At 64.7% G+C, this 15,160-nt stretch carries 19 protein-coding genes; 12 read left to right on the forward strand and 7 right to left on the reverse strand.

The features are described from left to right. The first annotated feature begins 247 nt into the window (after positions 1-247). Together G7026_RS22605 and G7026_RS08105 are read left to right on the forward strand one after the other, a co-directional pair. Complete coding sequence (locus G7026_RS22605) at positions 248-640, forward strand: MCP four helix bundle domain-containing protein (protein WP_258190186.1); 393 nt, start codon at positions 248-250, stop codon at positions 638-640. Next, complete coding sequence (locus tag G7026_RS08105) at positions 544-1,893, forward strand: methyl-accepting chemotaxis protein (RefSeq protein ID WP_258190187.1); 1,350 nt, start codon at positions 544-546, stop codon at positions 1,891-1,893. Before G7026_RS22605 ends, G7026_RS08105 begins: the two co-directional genes overlap by 97 nt. A gap of 101 nt (positions 1,894-1,994) precedes the next feature. Here G7026_RS08105 and G7026_RS08110 read toward each other — a convergent pair whose 3' ends face one another. Then, positions 1,995-2,903 (reverse strand): LysR family transcriptional regulator, encoded by a 909-nt coding sequence (locus tag G7026_RS08110; RefSeq protein WP_181070238.1) that lies wholly within the window; start codon positions 2,901-2,903, stop codon positions 1,995-1,997. Between the two features lie 122 nt (positions 2,904-3,025). On the opposite strand from G7026_RS08110, the gene G7026_RS08115 reads away from it, so the two are divergent. From G7026_RS08115 to G7026_RS08125, 3 genes are all read left to right on the forward strand, one after another. Continuing rightward, on the forward strand, positions 3,026-3,532 hold the full coding sequence (locus tag G7026_RS08115) for a DUF1097 domain-containing protein (protein WP_181070239.1): 507 nt from the start codon (positions 3,026-3,028) through the stop codon (positions 3,530-3,532). Further along, positions 3,532-3,990 (forward strand): DoxX family protein, encoded by a 459-nt coding sequence (locus G7026_RS08120; protein WP_181070240.1) that lies wholly within the window; start codon positions 3,532-3,534, stop codon positions 3,988-3,990. The genes G7026_RS08115 and G7026_RS08120 overlap by 1 nt, the downstream gene beginning before the upstream one ends. Positions 3,991-4,072: 82 nt before the next feature. After that, positions 4,073-4,330 carry a DUF2790 domain-containing protein gene (locus G7026_RS08125; protein ID WP_181070241.1) on the forward strand — a complete coding sequence of 86 codons (258 nt, stop codon included), beginning with the start codon at positions 4,073-4,075 and terminating at the stop codon, positions 4,328-4,330. A 55-nt stretch (positions 4,331-4,385) separates the two neighbouring features. Here G7026_RS08125 and G7026_RS08130 read toward each other — a convergent pair whose 3' ends face one another. After that, the gene (locus G7026_RS08130) at positions 4,386-5,123 is read right to left on the reverse strand and encodes an SDR family oxidoreductase (RefSeq protein WP_181070242.1); all 738 of its coding nucleotides are present in this window, start codon (positions 5,121-5,123) and stop codon (positions 4,386-4,388) included. Between the two features lie 216 nt (positions 5,124-5,339). Here G7026_RS08130 and G7026_RS08135 point away from each other — a divergent pair, with 216 nt between their 5' ends. After that, entirely contained in the window at positions 5,340-5,744 is a 405-nt protein-coding gene (locus G7026_RS08135) for a hypothetical protein (RefSeq protein ID WP_181070243.1), read from the forward strand. Positions 5,745-5,821: 77 nt separating this feature from the next. Here the strand turns inward: G7026_RS08135 and G7026_RS08140 are convergent, their stop codons facing one another. From G7026_RS08140 to G7026_RS08150, 3 genes are read right to left on the reverse strand one after another with little or no spacing between them, the layout of a single operon-like run. Then, positions 5,822-6,328, reverse strand: coding sequence for an LEA type 2 family protein (locus G7026_RS08140; protein WP_181070244.1), 507 nt, complete (start codon positions 6,326-6,328; stop codon positions 5,822-5,824). Then, positions 6,325-7,113, reverse strand: coding sequence for a slipin family protein (locus G7026_RS08145; protein WP_181070245.1), 789 nt, complete (start codon positions 7,111-7,113; stop codon positions 6,325-6,327). Before G7026_RS08145 ends, G7026_RS08140 begins: the two co-directional genes overlap by 4 nt. Next, positions 7,098-8,465, reverse strand: a complete 1,368-nt coding sequence (locus G7026_RS08150; protein WP_181070246.1) for an NfeD family protein — start codon at positions 8,463-8,465, stop codon at positions 7,098-7,100. The genes G7026_RS08145 and G7026_RS08150 overlap by 16 nt, the downstream gene beginning before the upstream one ends. Before the next feature lie 179 nt (positions 8,466-8,644). On the opposite strand from G7026_RS08150, the gene G7026_RS08155 reads away from it, so the two are divergent. Beyond that, positions 8,645-9,529, forward strand: a complete 885-nt coding sequence (locus G7026_RS08155) for an MBL fold metallo-hydrolase (protein ID WP_181070247.1) — start codon at positions 8,645-8,647, stop codon at positions 9,527-9,529. On the opposite strand, the gene G7026_RS08160 is transcribed toward G7026_RS08155, so the two are convergent. Further along, positions 9,523-10,455 carry an ABC transporter substrate-binding protein gene (locus G7026_RS08160; RefSeq protein WP_181070248.1) on the reverse strand — a complete coding sequence of 311 codons (933 nt, stop codon included), beginning with the start codon at positions 10,453-10,455 and terminating at the stop codon, positions 9,523-9,525. The two genes, G7026_RS08155 and G7026_RS08160, sit on opposite strands and share 7 nt — an antisense overlap. A 154-nt stretch (positions 10,456-10,609) precedes the next feature. Here G7026_RS08160 and G7026_RS08165 point away from each other — a divergent pair, with 154 nt between their 5' ends. Then, the gene (locus G7026_RS08165; RefSeq protein WP_181070249.1) at positions 10,610-10,777 is read left to right on the forward strand and encodes a hypothetical protein; all 168 of its coding nucleotides are present in this window, start codon (positions 10,610-10,612) and stop codon (positions 10,775-10,777) included. A 5-nt stretch (positions 10,778-10,782) separates the two neighbouring features. Here G7026_RS08165 and G7026_RS08170 read toward each other — a convergent pair whose 3' ends face one another. Beyond that, complete coding sequence (locus tag G7026_RS08170) at positions 10,783-11,436, reverse strand: carboxylesterase family protein (protein WP_181070250.1); 654 nt, start codon at positions 11,434-11,436, stop codon at positions 10,783-10,785. Between the two features lie 500 nt (positions 11,437-11,936). On the opposite strand from G7026_RS08170, the gene G7026_RS08175 reads away from it, so the two are divergent. The 4 genes from G7026_RS08175 (at position 11,937) to G7026_RS08190 (ending at position 15,155) form a co-directional block, all read left to right on the forward strand. After that, positions 11,937-12,935 (forward strand): DctP family TRAP transporter solute-binding subunit, encoded by a 999-nt coding sequence (locus G7026_RS08175; protein ID WP_181070251.1) that lies wholly within the window; start codon positions 11,937-11,939, stop codon positions 12,933-12,935. A gap of 49 nt (positions 12,936-12,984) precedes the next feature. Beyond that, positions 12,985-13,461: a TRAP transporter small permease gene (locus G7026_RS08180; protein ID WP_181070252.1), complete on the forward strand. Its 477-nt coding sequence runs from the start codon at positions 12,985-12,987 to the stop codon at positions 13,459-13,461. After that, on the forward strand, positions 13,451-14,746 hold the full coding sequence (locus tag G7026_RS08185; protein ID WP_181070253.1) for a TRAP transporter large permease: 1,296 nt from the start codon (positions 13,451-13,453) through the stop codon (positions 14,744-14,746). Before G7026_RS08180 ends, G7026_RS08185 begins: the two co-directional genes overlap by 11 nt. A gap of 250 nt (positions 14,747-14,996) precedes the next feature. Beyond that, positions 14,997-15,155 (forward strand): YqaE/Pmp3 family membrane protein, encoded by a 159-nt coding sequence (locus G7026_RS08190; RefSeq protein ID WP_015275395.1) that lies wholly within the window; start codon positions 14,997-14,999, stop codon positions 15,153-15,155. Positions 15,156-15,160 lie beyond the last annotated feature (5 nt).

Below are 15,160 nucleotides of genomic sequence, written 5' to 3' on the forward strand. Positions count from 1 at the left end.
AGGTCGTATCCTGCCCGCTCCGCAGGTCACGCAGCGGGGCCGGCCGACACGATCGGAATCGGCCTCGTTCCGTTGCGGGAGTCGCCTGTCCCGGGCGTCTAGCTGCCCGCTTAGGGGCGACGATAGGCCGCAGGCCGCGCTCATGATTTGCCCCAATCGGCCGATCTCCTGATTGGACCCGAATGCCGCCGCAACCATAGTTGGCATGGACGAATGACTCCCCCTGTGCTCCCGAAGGAAGGCCGCTATGCGCCTCGACTCTCTGACTCTGAAAAGCCGGTTGATCATTGCCGTGGCGATTCCCTGCATCGCCTTGATTCTGGTGGCGGTGACCAGCCTGAACAGCATGTCCACCATGCAGCGGGAGGCCAGTGCGCTATACCTCAATACCTCGGCGCCGATGCGCGCGATGGCCGAAGCCGCGTCACGCATTCCGCGTATGCGCGTGGGCATCGACATGATGCTGTTGCAGGAGACCGGCCTGCGTGACGAACGGGGGTCAAGACCCGTGTCCAGGAGTCGCTCAACGAGGACATACCCGAGATGCGCGAGGCCATGCGCCGCGCGGTCGAAGCCCAGGTCAACCCGGAGCGCAAGGCACAGGCGCAGCGCTTGTTCGATCAGTTCGAAAGCATGGTGAGTGCCGAGTTGACGCCTCTGCTTCGGGCTCTCGATGGCGGCGATATGGCCCGTGCCCAGCAGATCTACCGTGACCAGTACGCCAAGAGCTACGGCGTGATGCGCCAGGGTGCCAACGAGTTGCTCGACGGTCTGCTGGTGCAGGCCGAACAGCAGAACCAGCGCAGCAACGAGAGCTATGCCAACGGTCGCAGCCGTCAACTGACAATCATCGCCTTTGGCCTGCTGGTCTCCTTCATCACGGCCTGGCTGATCGTCGCCAACCTGCGCCGACGCGTTTCCATTCTTCAGAACAAGCTGGGCAATGCGGCCGAGAACCTGGCGCTGAACACCCGTATCGAACTGCCCGGCCAGGACGAGCTGAGCGGCATCGCCAGCAGCTTCAATCTCTTCATCGACAAGATCCATCGCACCATGGAGCAACTCGCCGGCAATTCGCGCCAGCTCTCGGCCATGGCCCGCGAAGTGGCCGAGCGAGCCCGCCTGACCCAAAGCAACTGCGCCGCGCAGAGCGATCGCACGGTGCAGGTCGCTACCGCGATCAACGAGCTCGGCTCGACCGTCAATGAAATTGCCAGCAACGCGGAAAATGCCGCCCATGTGGCACGCGAAGCCAGCGGCCACGCCAGCGAAGGTCGCGAGGTGGTGGACCAGGCCCACCAGCAGATCGACACGCTCAGCGGCGAACTGCAACAGGCCTCCCAGGTGGTCGAGGCGCTGGCGGGGCAGATCAACGCGATCAGCTCGACCCTCAACACCATCCGCAGCATTTCCGAGCAGACCAACCTGCTGGCGTTGAACGCCGCCATCGAGGCCGCGCGTGCCGGCGAGCAGGGCCGCGGCTTCGCCGTGGTGGCCGACGAGGTGCGCACCCTGGCCAGCCGCTCGGGCGCCTCGACCGAAGAGATCCAGCAAGTGATCGACCGCCTGCAGAACGAATCCCGCGCCGCGGTGGAAGTCATGGCCAGGGGCCGTCAGCAGAGCCAGCGGGTGGTGGAATACGCCGGCAAGGCCTCCGCCGCCCTGGAACAGATCAACGACCATATCGGCCAGATCAGCGACCAGAACATCCAGGTCGCCACCGCGACGGAGGAGCAGTCCTGTGTGGTCGAGGAGATCAACCGCAACGTCGAGGGGATCAACCACTTCACCCAGGAAACCGCGCAGATCGCCGACCAACTCAACCAGTCCAGCACCAGCCTGCAGAGCTTGTCGACGCAGCTCGACGAGCTGGTTGCACACTTCAAGCTGTAAGGCGCCGCAAGGGGGGCAGGTTTAGCCGCTACCGCTCCGGTAACCGGGATGAATCTGTCGGCCCCGCATGGACAGTCGTTGCCGACCGGCCCTGCGGCGCGCTAGGACGCGTCGGCGAAACGCTCGGCATACAGATCGACCACCCAGTCGACGAACACCTTCACCCGGTGCGAGCGTTGACGGTGGTAGGGGTAGAGCACGGACACCGGAAGGCCTGGGCTCGGCCAATCGGCGAGCACTTCCACCAGCTCTCCTGACCGCAGATGAGGCTCCACCCGGAAGCGCGGCAGCTGGATCAGGCCGCAGCCATTGAGTGCGCAGGTCGTATAGCACTCCGCGTCGTTCACGGTGATCCAGCTCTGCGGTTCGAATTCCGTGGGTTCATCGTCGACCAACAGGGTCAGCGGGTAGCGAATGTCATGGTTGCTGCTGAAGAAGCCCACGACCTGGTGTTCGCTCAGCTCGCTCGGGTGTGTGGGGGTGCCGAAGCGGGCGAGGTAGTCGGGGCTTGCGCAGATCACTTCCGGCATCAGGGCCAGGCGTCTGGCGACCAGTGAGGAATCTCGCGGGTTGCCCGCCCGGACCACGCAATCGATCCCCTCGCGCACCAGGTCGACCAGGCGGTCGCCGCTGCTGATGGCCAGGTCTATCTCGGGGTAGCGCTCCCGGAATGCCTGGATGTTGGGCAGGATGATGCGCGTAGCGTGGGAGCCGTGCAGGTCGAGGCGCAAGGTGCCTCTCGGGTTGCCGGCCAAGGTGCTGAGCGAGGACTCGGCATCGTCCAGTTCGCTGAGAATCTGCTTGCAACGCTCGTAGTAGGCCTGCCCGTCACGGGTGGGCTTGACCTGTCGTGTCGTGCGTTCCAGCAGCCGTGCGCCAAGCCGGGCCTCGAGGATCTTGATCGCCTGGGTGGCGGTGGCTCGGGGTAGGTTCAGCTCGCCAGCGGCCCGGGTGAAGCTGCCGAGTTCGACGATGCGGATAAATAGGTTCAGCGTGTCCAGCCGGTCCATGCGCCTTATCCATTGTTCAGGGTGCCGGAATAGTCTTAACAACCCGGCGACGATTATCCAACCGTCTTCGCCTTCCACAATCGACCTGCCCACTTCTCGGGCACGTCTTATGGAGGTGAAGCATGACCCTGGCCATTCCCAACCATTTCAAGTTGACCCTTGGCGAGTCCGCCGTCGCCGCGCTTGCCGCGAGTTTTTGCGTGCTCATCGTCGAGCTGCCCATCTGGGCCATGTTCATCGGTTGGATTTCCTTTTTCACCCGCGCGCCAGGAGTGCGCCAGGGCGCTATCAATCTGGCCTGTACCCTGGCGGGGCTCATGTTGGGAATGGCGGCGGCTGTTGCGACGACGGTGCTGTCGCCTGCGCTGGGTGCGTTGACCGTGGTGCCGGTGGTCTTCGTGGTCGCAGTCCTGGTGCTGTCGACGCGGCGCTTTCCGATCTTCAACAACCTGCTCGCGTTCTTTCTCGGCCTGGTCAGCTATTTCGCCTCGCATCTTCCACCTACGTTCGTGACCTTCGGCGAGTTGGGCGGTGCCGCCACGCTCGGCGCCGTGGCGGGCTTGCAGGCATCCACGCTTCACCGTCTCTGGGGCGAACACGCCCAAGGCGTATCGGAGCGGCCCTCGTGATGCCTTTTCGTCTGAGTGCCTTGGCAACGCCAAGCGTGGCTCGGGGTGAGCCTCTCGCCTACGCGCTGCTGCGCGTGACCTATGGGCTGGTCATGGTGACCCACGGTTTACCCAAGCTACTCGGCAGCGCGCACGGATCGATGGGCGACCCGATGGCGGCCTCGACGCGACTGATCGAGCAGGTGCTCCACTTGCCCTTCCCAAGTGCGTTCGCCTTGATGGTCGCGCTTCTGGAAGGCATCGGAGGGCTGATGCTCGCCGCCGGGCTGGCAACCCGCGTGCTTGCGGCGCTGATGGCGATCCAGATGCTGGCCATCGTGTACATCCTGGCGCCGACGTGGGCGTGGATTGATCGAGGCATCGAGTATCCGCTGCTGATGCTATCGCTCTCGCTCTACATCGCGCTGCGCGGGCCTGGCTTCCACTCGCTGGACCGTCGTCTGGCGGCTGCGGGCTGACCGATCTGATCGGCTAGCGCCAGCCGCTTCCCTGACGGCGCGGGGCGCCTATGTCGCGCCGTCTTCAAAAAGGTACTTTTCCATGGACCATCACACCCGCTTCATTCTGTTTGCATTGCCATTGTTGCCGTTCGCAGGTCTGTCGTACGCGGATGAGCGCAGCGAGTCCGAGCGTTATCGCTATGGCGATCGCCTGGATATCGCTCACGTGTTGCGCATCGAGCAGCCCGCCACCGCGTCCTGCGAGGTCGTAGACGAAACCATGGTCTACCTCGACAGTGATGGAGCCGAGCGTCGATTGACGGCACGGGCTCTTTCCCAGGCATGTCAGCATCACTAAGCAAAAAGGCCCCTGCGAGCAGGGGCCTTTCTGTTATGCACGAGCTGGTCTTGGTTCAGGCGAAACCGCCGTTCGCCCGAATAACCTGGCTGTTGACCCAACCGCCGTCCGGCCCCGCAAGGAAGGAAACCACAGAAGCGATTTCTTCTGGCGTGCCGAGACGCTCGAGCGGCGCGAGCTGGCGGATCTGCTCGATCTGCTGGTCCGTCTTGCCGTTGAGGAACAGCTCGGTCGGGACCGGCCCTGGCGCGACGGCGTTGACGGTGATGGCGCGCCCTCGTAATTCGTTCGCGAGCACATGCACCAATCCTTCGACGCCGGCTTTCGACGCGATGTAGGGACCATACGCGGGAAACGCCTTGGCGATCACGCTGGTCGATAGCGCAATGATCCGCCCGCCCTGAGCCACATGCTGCGCGGCGAGGCCGAGCACTATGAAAGCCCCGCGCAGATTGGTGCGGATGGCCTCGTCGAACCCCTGCATGTCGAGCTCGGCGATCTTCAGGTAAGGCATGGTGCCCGCGTTGTTGACGACGACATCCAGGCGTCCGAACCGACGCGTGGCTTCTTCGAACAGCTGCTGCATGTCCGCGAGCTCCGCGACATCGCCTTGCACGGCGAAGGCCTTGCCGCCCTGTCCGGTGATCAGGCCGACCACTTCTTCGGCAGCGGCCTGGTTTCCGGCGTAATTGATCATCACCAAGAAACCATCGGCGGCGAGCCTCAGTGCGATCGCTCGGCCGATACCACGCGACGCCCCAGTGACAATGGCAATCTTCTGGTCAGTGCTCATCGGGTTCTCCTGTTCAGGCGGCGGACGCCGCCTCCAAGGTTCAGTCTGTTGCGACCGTCAGCCTGGATAAAGTACGTGGCGCTGGATGAACCGTTTCTCGTGCCTGAACAATCCACCGCCATGGAACGCTTTGCGCCTGGAGCATCATCGCCGGGATTTATCACGGGCGGCAGCCCTCTCATGTTCGTAGGACGGCCGTTTCGATAGGGGATGCCTGTGGATAGTCGAGGGTTTGTCTGGGCGCATTTCAAGCTCAATGCCGAGCAGCGCCTGCGCGGGTTCAACTTCTTCGTGCTGCTGGCGATCTTTGCCGATGGCGGCGTGCTAGCCGCATTGGAGCGGGGCTTCTCGCCGGGCCTGTTGATACTGCTCGGCGCCTTTACCGTCCTGCTGGCTGCGGTGTTCTGGCTGGTCGATGCCCGCAGCCGTCAGCTGCTGAGCATCACCATCGTGGCGCTCAAGGAAATCGAGGCCGATTTTCCCGAGAGCTACCGGCTGTTTGCCCTCGATGCGAAGGGACAGAATCCCGTCGTCAGCTATACCTTCGCCATCCGGGCGTTGCTGATTGCGCAAATGGGCTTTGGCTTGGGAGTCGTTGCGTATGGCTTCTATCAGTGGTGATCGCGGGTGCGAATGAAGCCGCGGTCGGCACCGCAGTTTCATTCGTCATGATTGGTCGGCAACGCGGGTGCCAAGGTTCAGCGATAAACCCCGCCCGTCGCGCCGGAAAGGTCGAAGGTGCCTTTTTCGGTGAAGCGCACCGTACCGAGCAATCCGCCAGCGAGCTTGCCACGCAGGACGTAGGGCACCTCCTGCATGCCGCCGGCCTCTGCGACGCCCAGGGCCTGGCGGGCTGCCGAGAAGGCGGAGATGGTCACCGGAACGGTAAGCACCGTCTCGCCGAAGCGGGAGACGCGCCCGCTCTGGTCGCTGACACCGCTGGCCAGGCGCCGGCCGTTGACCTCCAGATCCAGCGCCACGCCGTTGTAGTCGATCTCCGAATCGTTGGGGTTCTGCAGGCGCAGCTTCACAGCCAGGCGCAGCTCGAACCCTTCGCCGGGTAGCGGTTCGATACCCGCGACCTGGATATTCAGCGGGTCGCGCTGGGTGAAGGCGGCGCAGCCGCTGAGCAGGGTCAGGACGAGCAGGGCGCCGAGCAGGCTGCGGGCGCTCGAGAGGGGCTGCAGGAGGAAGCGGTAGGTCATGGTTTGTCCGTGTCGGGAGTGGTCTTGATGGTTTTCGACGTCAGTGCGGAGAGTCCTTGCAGCAGTTCGATCGGCAGCGGGAAGACGATGGTGGAGTTCTTGTCCGCGGCGATGTTGCTCAGGGTCTGCATGTAGCGCAGCTGCATGGCGCCTGATTGCCGACCGAGCATTTCGGCGGCCTGCATCAGTTTTTCCGAGGCCTGCAGTTCGCCCTCGGCATGAATGACCTTGGCGCGGCGTTCGCGTTCGGCTTCGGCCTGCCGGGCGATAGCGCGAATCATCGATTCGTCGAGATCGACATGCTTGATCTCGACGTTGGCCACCTTGATACCCCAGGCATCGGTCTGCGCATCGAGCACGGATTGGATGTCGTTATTGAGCTGTTCGCGCTCGGCCAGCATGTCGTCCAGGTCGTGCTTGCCGAGCACTGCGCGCAGGGTAGTCTGGGCCAACTGGCTGGTGGCCGAGTGGTAATCCTCGACCTGAATGATCGCCTTCTGTGCGTCGACCACCCGGTAATAGACCACCGCGTTGACCTTGACCGAGACGTTGTCACGCGAAATCACGTCCTGCGTCGGTACATCGAGCACCAGGGTGCGCAGCTCCACGCGCACCATCTGTTGCAGCCCGGGGATGACCATGACCAGCCCCGGCCCCTTGACCTTCCAGAAGCGTCCGAGCTGGAACACCACGCCGCGCTCGTACTCGCGCAGGATGCGGAACGTCGAGGCGAGCAGTCCGATGATCAGGAACGCCAGCACCACGAAACTCATTTCGAAACCCATCGGTTGCCTCCTCTGGGCGGCTGTTCGTCAGCCGCGGTTACGTCCAGCTTAAGACCGTTGCGCGCCGTCACGCGGACCTGCTGGCCCGGCAGCAGCGGCGCTTGGCTATGGACCTGCCATTGTTCGCCGCGCAGCATCACCCAGCCCTGGCGCGGATCGTCGTCGCGCACCCCGGTGACGGGTGTCAGGTGGCCGATGAGCTCGGCATCGCCGCCCAGTGGCGCTCGCTGGCGGGCGCGTACGGCCATGAAGAGGATGGCGAAAATGATCAGCGCGCTGACCACCGCGAGGGTCAGGATCAACCCCAGTGGAATGCCGAAGCCTGGCGCGTCGGTGTCCATCAGCATCACGGCGCCCGCGACGAAGGCCGCCGCACCGCCGATGCCGAGCACGCCGAAACTGGGTAGCAACGCCTCGGCGGCCATGAAGGCGATGCCGAGCAGGATCAGCGCGAGCCCGGCGTAGCTCACCGGCAACATCTGCAGGGCGTAGAGCGCAAAGATCAGGCAGATGCCTCCCAGCACGCCGCCGACGCCCGCGCCGGGGCTGGAAAACTCGAAGATCAACCCGTAGATGCCGATCATCATCAGGATCAACGCGACGCTGGGGTTGGTGATCACGGCGAGCAGCTTCACGCGCCAGTCGGGGTCGTGGCGGACGAGCGTGGCGTCGGCGGTCCGCAGGGTGGCCGGGCCGGCAGCCAGGGTCAGGGTGGTGCCATCGAGCTGTTCGAGTAGATGGACCACGTCGCGCGCCACGTGGTCGATGACGTTTAGCTCCAGCGCTTCGCTGGCCGAAAGACTCACCGCCTCGCGCACGGCCTGTTCGGCCCAGTCGGCGTTGCGCCCGCGCAGCTGCGCCAGGCCGCGGATGTAGGCCGAAGCATCGTTGACCTGCTTCTTGCTCATGGCGTCGGGCTCGGCGGGCTTGTCTGCGGGCTCGCCGCCGGCGGGCGAGCCCCCGCCAATGGCCACCGGCGTTGCCGCGCCAAGGTTGGTCCCCGGGGCCATGGCGGCGATATGGCTGGCGTAGAGCATGTAGGTGCCGGCGCTGGCGGCACGGGCACCGCTGGGCGTGACGTAGGTGGCGACCGGAACGGGGCTGGCCAGGATCGCCTGGTTGATGCTGCGCATGGCGCTGTCCAGGCCGCCGGGGGTGTCGAGCTGCAGGACGACCAGTTGCGCGCCATCGTCCATCGCGCGCTCGAGGCCCCGTTCGATGTAGCCGGCGCTGGCCGGACCTATAGCGCCTTCGACGCTGAGCACGGCGACCGGCGCGGCGGCCAGCAGCGGCGCGTTGAGCCCCAGCAGCAGGCCCAGGCAGCAGAGCATCCGGTAGACCAGGCGGGACATCTGTTCCTCCGTTCGCGAGAGAGTCGGCGCTCGGCGAGCTCCGGTGAAGACTAGTCGAGCCCCCGCGTCGGGCGACAGTCGAGTCCGCTGAACTTCCCTTCGCCGGGATTTCTCTCATGAATATGAGGCCGCGGGCCCGGGCCGAGGTTCGATTTATAACAGTCGGGGAGAAGCCTTCCATGCGCGTTCATCATCTGAACTGTGGCTGCATGTGTCCCGTTGGCGGTGCCTGGTTCGACGGCTTCAGCAAGGGGCTTACCGCGAGCCTGGTCTGCCATTGCCTGCTGATCGAAACCGATCATCACGGCCTGGTGCTGGTGGACACCGGCTTTGGCACTTGCGACGTGGCCACGCCGCGCAAGCGTTTGAGCCCGTTTTTCATCCTGTTCAACAACATTCGGTTCGAGCGGCGCTACACGGCGCTGGAGCAGGTGAGGCAGCTGGGCTTCGCCCCGGAGGACGTGCGCCACATCGTCCTGACCCACCTGGATTTCGATCATGCCGGCGGGCTCGAGGATTTTCCCCAGGCAAAGGTTCATGTGCTGCAGCGCGAGATGGATGCGGCCCGTTCGACGCGCAGCTTCATCGGTCGCAACCGTTACCGGGAAAAACAGTGGGATGAGGTGCGCAACTGGCAGTTCTATCAGCCGGGCGGCGATACCTGGTTCGGCTTCCAGGCCGTGCGCGAGATGGTGGGGCTGCCGCCGGAAATTCTGCTGATCCCGCTGACCGGGCATACCCGTGGTCACGCCGGCGTGGCGTTGCAGACCGACGAGGGCTGGTTGCTGCATGCGGGCGATGCGTATTTCTATCGCGACGAGGTCGGACAGATCGACCGCCACTGCACTCCGGGCCTGGCTTTTTACCAGCGGATGATGGAAGTCGACCGCAGTTCGCGACTGGCCAACCAGCACCGGTTGTGGATGCTGTCGGTCGAGCACAAGGGCGAGGTGAGCCTGTTTTGCAGCCACGACGCCAAGGAGCTGGAGCGCATGCGTGCCGGTAACCCGCCGGCAAGGGCAGCTGCCACGGAGACGGCAGCTGCCGGTCAGATGCCTCAGTAGGCCGCGGCGGCCTCGTCCAGCTGCAGGCTAAGGCTCAGCAGACCGCCGCCCGAGAGGTACCACAGTGCGGGGTTCAGGTAGACGATGCGGCCTTCGCGACCGGCGCTGGTCCGGCTCAGCGGCGAGGCGCGCAGGGCTTCGGTGGTCAGCGGCTCGGCGCCGATCGCCGCGCTGCGGTCGATGATGAAGATCACCTGCGGGTCGGCTGCCAGGACCTGGTCCAGGTTCATCGGTTGCGGACGCTGACGCGGTTCGCCAGGCTTGGGTGCAGGCGGAGCCGGGAGTGCGCGCGGCGCCTGCAAGACCGAATAGATCAAGGGCTGTTCGGTAGGCGAGAAATTACCGGCGTTGTGGGTCAGGACCAGGGTGCGCCGACCGGAGTTTGCCACGCGGGTATGGGCCTGGCCGATTTTGGCTGCCGTCACCCGGAGTTGCTGTTGGGCTTCGGGCAACTTGTCGAACAGCGAGCCGAGGGTCAGGACGTTGTGCTCGAATCCGCTCAGGTAATCCCGAGCGTTGAGGCTCATGTCCAGTGTCGGGGCGACCTTGGCCAGCGCTTCGCTTTCTTCGCCTTGGCGGCCGGTGACCATGATCACGTCCGGATTCAGCCGGCGCACGGCCGCGTGGTCCGGCTCCTTCATGCTGCCCGCATCGACCCGGGCGGGCAGGCTGTTCTTCAGGTAGGTCGGTACGCTGGATGGAGTGCCCACCACGCGATTGCCCAGACCGAGGGCGACCAGCGTGTCGACCGTGCCGAAGTCGAAACTCACCACCTTGCCTGGATTACGTGGCACGACGACCTGAGTGCCGTCGGGCTGGCCGATAGTCATGCCAGCGTTGGTCGCAGGGGGTGTAGGCGCATCGGGCGAGCTGCTGCAGGCGGTCAGTGCCAGCACCATTGAGGCGGACAGGGCGAGCTTTTTCACGGGTGGGAATCTCCTCGGTCGTTTTGCAAGTGAGAAACCATATCATTACAGCGAGGCCCGGCGGATGGCGCAGGTGTAAAGAATGCAAGCGCAGCGGCCAGCGAACCTCGCGCTCGGACGGGTTCTAAACCTCATCAGAGTAGAGGGACGAAAGATGAAGTTCATCAGTTGGCTGGGGCTGACCGTCTGTGCGGTCGCGGCGCTCGGTTACCTTGGGCAGGGCAACTACAACATGGCGGGGCTGATGATCGCCCTGGCGGTGGTGTCGCTGATCAATATCCGCCGCAAGCATGGGCGGAACGATCGTCCGCCCAGCCCCTGACGCAATCAGCCGGCGCTTCGATGACGCAGCAGCCAGCTGTAGATGCGTTGATCGGCATAAGCCAGCCGCGCCGAATTGATGTGGTCCGCGCCTTCATCGAGGTACAGACGGTCGCCGGTCGGCTCCTCATCGGTGACCGGCTGCAGGTGCAACGTCTGGATGAAGCGTGCCTGCAGGCGGCGGGTGACCTGGCCGATCGATACCCATAAGGGAGGCGCCAGCGGCACCTGGGGTGCCCGGGTCGGGTCGACTGTCCAGAGTGCAGCCCAGCGTCCCGGTTGGGCCAGGGCAATATCGAACACGCCATTGCCGCCGAAGCTGAAGCCGCACAGGTAACAGCGCGTCGGGTCGCCCTGGTGCTCGGCCAGCGCTTTGCTCACCAGCGCCTCGACGTCGCCGGCGACGAGTCTCCAGTAGTCGCCAGCCTGGGGCAATTGCGGGGCGATGATGATGAAGCGCTGGCGAACGTCCGCTGGCACCGCTTCATGCCAGGGACCATGGCGCGTCAGGCCTTGCTCGGGTGGCAGGGGAGCGGCTTCGCCATAGCCGTGCAGGAAGCAGAGTAGCGGCCAGCCGCTTTGCGGTGGGGCACCCTCGGGCACCGTCATGAGGCAGGGCAGGGTTACAGTGTCAATCCGTTGAAAAGAAATATCGGGCATATCCACCTCCGGGAAGCCATAACTAATAGATTCGACCCGTTGGCAGCAGAAGGTGCCGTGCGGCGAGCATTTTTATCCCACACATGCCGAAGGGCGTCATGCAAATCTTGATGCATCCTTCAGGCCAGCGACATCGCTCGGCGGCGTTACGTGCTCAGCCGATTGCAGAAACCTCGCATCGCGTCCATGCCGGTGCGTACGTAGGCGCTTTCACGCTCCGCTACGGTGCGTCGGCAATGGCGCTCCTGGTTTGCTTCTGCGATAGTTGGGCGCGTCTGGCCTGGCCGGACAGGCCGCCTCGCCCACAAGGCCCCGCGGCCGCGGTGACGCCTCACTGACCAGCGCTGTCGATTCGTCTATCAGCCTGCCGCGTCCCTTCTCTTGCGCTTATCCGGCGCCGCCCGGCGACTATCCTGTTGCCATGGATCCGCCACTGCCATCATCGGCTGTGGCTGCTCGCATAACAAAGACAAAAGACCTACGATCCCAAGGACGCCAACATGAAACTGTCCCGCTATTTCACTGCGCTGGCCGCTGCCGCCGCGCTGTCCGCCACGTTCGCCGCGCAGGCCCGCGAGTATTCGGTTTCCACCGTTCTGTCGGACGCCTTCCCCTGGGGCCAGGCGGCGCAGAAATGGGCCGATCTGGTCAACGAACGCTCCGAAGGCCGCATCACCCTGCGCGTCTACCCCAACGCACAGTTGGTAGCCGGGGACCAGACCAAGGAATTCTCCGCGATGCGCTCGGGCCTGATCGACATGGCCGTCGGCTCGACCATCAACTGGTCGCCCCAGGTGCAGGAACTCAACCTGTTCTCGCTGCCGTTCCTGATGAAGGACAGCGCCGATCTCGACGCCATCACCGGTGGCACGGCGGGAGCGCTTGCCTTCGAAGCCATTGAAAAGCGCGGCATCGTCCCGCTGGCCTGGGGCGAGAACGGATTTCGCGAAGTCTCCAACTCGTCCCGTGCGGTGCGCACGCCGGCCGATCTCAAGGGCCTGAAGATTCGCGTGGTCGGCTCGCCGCTGTTCCAGGACACCTTCAATGCGCTGGGCGCCAACCCGACCCAGATGAGCTGGGCCGACGCCAAGCCTGCACTGACCACCGGGGCGGTCGACGGACAGGAGAACCCGCTGTCGGTGTTCGATGTGGCGCGTATCGATCAGGTCGGGCAGAAGCACCTGACCCTCTGGCACTACATGGCCGACCCGCTGATCTTCGCCGTCAACCAGCGCATCTGGAAGGAGCTGCCGGAGGCTGACCGTGACCTGCTGCGTCAGGCGGCAATCGACGCCGGCAAGTGGGAGATCGAGCTCTCCCGCTCGCTCGAAGCTCAGCGTCTCGATGAGATCCGCGGGCGCGGCGTCGAGGTGGTCGAACTCAGCGAGGCCGAGCGTCAAGCGTTTGCCGAAGCCACCGCCAGCGTGCGCGACAAGTGGTCCTCTCGCATCGGCCAGGCGTTGATGGACGCGGCTGGCGAGGCGGTCGCCAAACCCTGATCGAATGCATGCCCGGCGCTTCTGTGCGCCGGGATTCGAGGTTTTTGAGATGAACAACCAACCGGACGCGCCCTTGGAGCGCGTGCTGGCCACGCTGGCCCTGGCGATCGTCGGGGTGATCAGCCTGGCCAATGTCGTGGTGCGCTACTTCACCGACGCCTCCTTCGCTTTCACCGAGGAGATTTCGGTATTTCTGCTGGTGGTGTTGACCTTTGGCGGTGCGTCGGTCGCGCTCCGGCGCAACCGGCACATTCGCATCGGGCTGCTGGAGCGGATGTTTTCGCGGTTGCGCACGCCACTGATTCTCCTGCAATGGCTGGCCGGCGCCCTGGTGATCGGCCTGGTGGTCTGGTACGGCGGGCAGTTCGCGCTGGAGGAATATCAGTGGGAATCCGAATCGCCGGGCCTCGGACTGCCGAACTGGTGGTACGTGGTCTGGCTACCCGTGCTGGCGCTGCTGATGCTGGTACGGCTGACCCAGATGACCCTCGACCGGTTGCGCGGGAGGCTGTCCGATGAGCCCTGACATGTGGCTGATCCTGAGCTTTCTCGCCCTGCTGTTGCTCGGCGTCCCGGTGGCCTTTGCCCTGGGCCTGGCCGGGGCGATCGGCATTGTCGCCGGGCTTTCGCCGGACATGCTCGCGACCCTGGGTACCAATACCTACAACGGCGTGGCCAAGTACCCGCTGATCGCCATTCCGCTGTTCATCCTCACGGGCCTGGTGTTCGAGAAGGCCGGTGTGGCGCTGCGTCTGGTGCGCTTCGCCCAATCGCTGATCGGCCCACGCCATGGCGGGTTGGCCCTGGTCGCCGTGCTGGTGTGCCTGATCATGGGCGGCATGAGCGGCTCTGGCCCGGCGGACGCTGCCGCGGTGGCGATGGTGATGCTGCCGAGCATGACCCGCGCCGGTTATCCGAAGCCTTTTTCGGCCACCTTGATCGCTGCCTCGGCGTCGACTGCGATTCTGATCCCGCCGTCCATTGCGCTGATTCTCTACTCCATCGTGGTGCCGGGCGTGGACCTGCGCGCATTGTTCGCCGCGGGGCTGTTTCCCGGCATCCTCGCCGGGCTGGTGCTGCTGATTCCGGCCTGGCTGCTGTCGCGCCGCTATGGATGGGAGTCGCCCGAGGAGGGTGAGCGTCCGCCGATTGGCGAGAGCTTCAAGCAGGCTCTGCCGGCATTGTTCGCTCCGGTGCTGATCCTCGGCGGGCTGCGTAGCGGCCTGTTCACACCCACCGAAGCGGCGGTCGCCGGGGTGGCCTACGGCGTGGTGATCGGGCTGTTCGTCACCCGCGAACTGGACTGGCGCAGCCTCTGGCGTCTGGTCGGCGAAGCGGCGGTGGTGTCGGGCGTGGTGATGCTGATCATCGCCCTGGCCGGCATCTTCGCCTGGGCCGGAACGATGCTGGGGACCTTCCGCCACCTGGCCGAATGGCTGATCTCGCTGTCGGACGACGGCACGGTGTTGCTGCTCCTGGTGATGATCGCGGTGCTGTTGGCCGGGATGCTGCTCGATGCGATCTCGATCTACCTGATCCTGATGCCGATCCTCATCCCCGTCATGCAGCACTTCGGCTGGAACCCGGTGTGGTTCGGCATCCTGCTGGCGATGAATATCGCGATCGGCCAGTTCACCCCGCCGGTGGCGATCAACCTGATGGTGACCGCCGAGGTGGCGCGCATTCGCCTGGAGCAGACCATCGGCTGGGCGCTGTTGTTCGTCTGCGCCATGGGCGGCGCGCTGTTGCTGGTGGCGTTGTTTCCCGAGATCGCCCTGTGGCTGCCGCGGGTGCTGGGGTATGCGGTGTAAGGGAAGGTCGACCGGGAGAGTGCGCCCGGCCGCTCCTCACCCTAACCTTCTCCCCGAGGGGAGAGGGGACTCAGGCGTTGCTTTGACGATCCCCGCGAACCCGTAGGAGCGGTCGGGGACGCCTAGTCTCGACCGCGAAGCGTTGCAGAGGTCCTTCCGGCGCGCCCGAGGCGCAGTGAACCCCTTGGCTGGGGTCGGGTCGATTGAAGGGTAGGCCGCACGTGGCCCTTTCGCCCCTAATGGAGAGCTCATGGACCTGATTCGCATCATCGTTGCCATTCTGTTGCCGCCGCTGGGCGTGTTCCTGCAGGTCGGCTTTGCCGGTGCGTTCTGGCTGAATATTCTGCTGACGCTGCTGGGCTACATTCCCGGCATCATCCATGCGGTATGGATCATCGCCCGTCGCTGAGCCAC

This window comes from Stutzerimonas azotifigens (assembly GCF_013522725.1).
Classification (GTDB): domain Bacteria; phylum Pseudomonadota; class Gammaproteobacteria; order Pseudomonadales; family Pseudomonadaceae; genus Stutzerimonas; species Stutzerimonas azotifigens_A.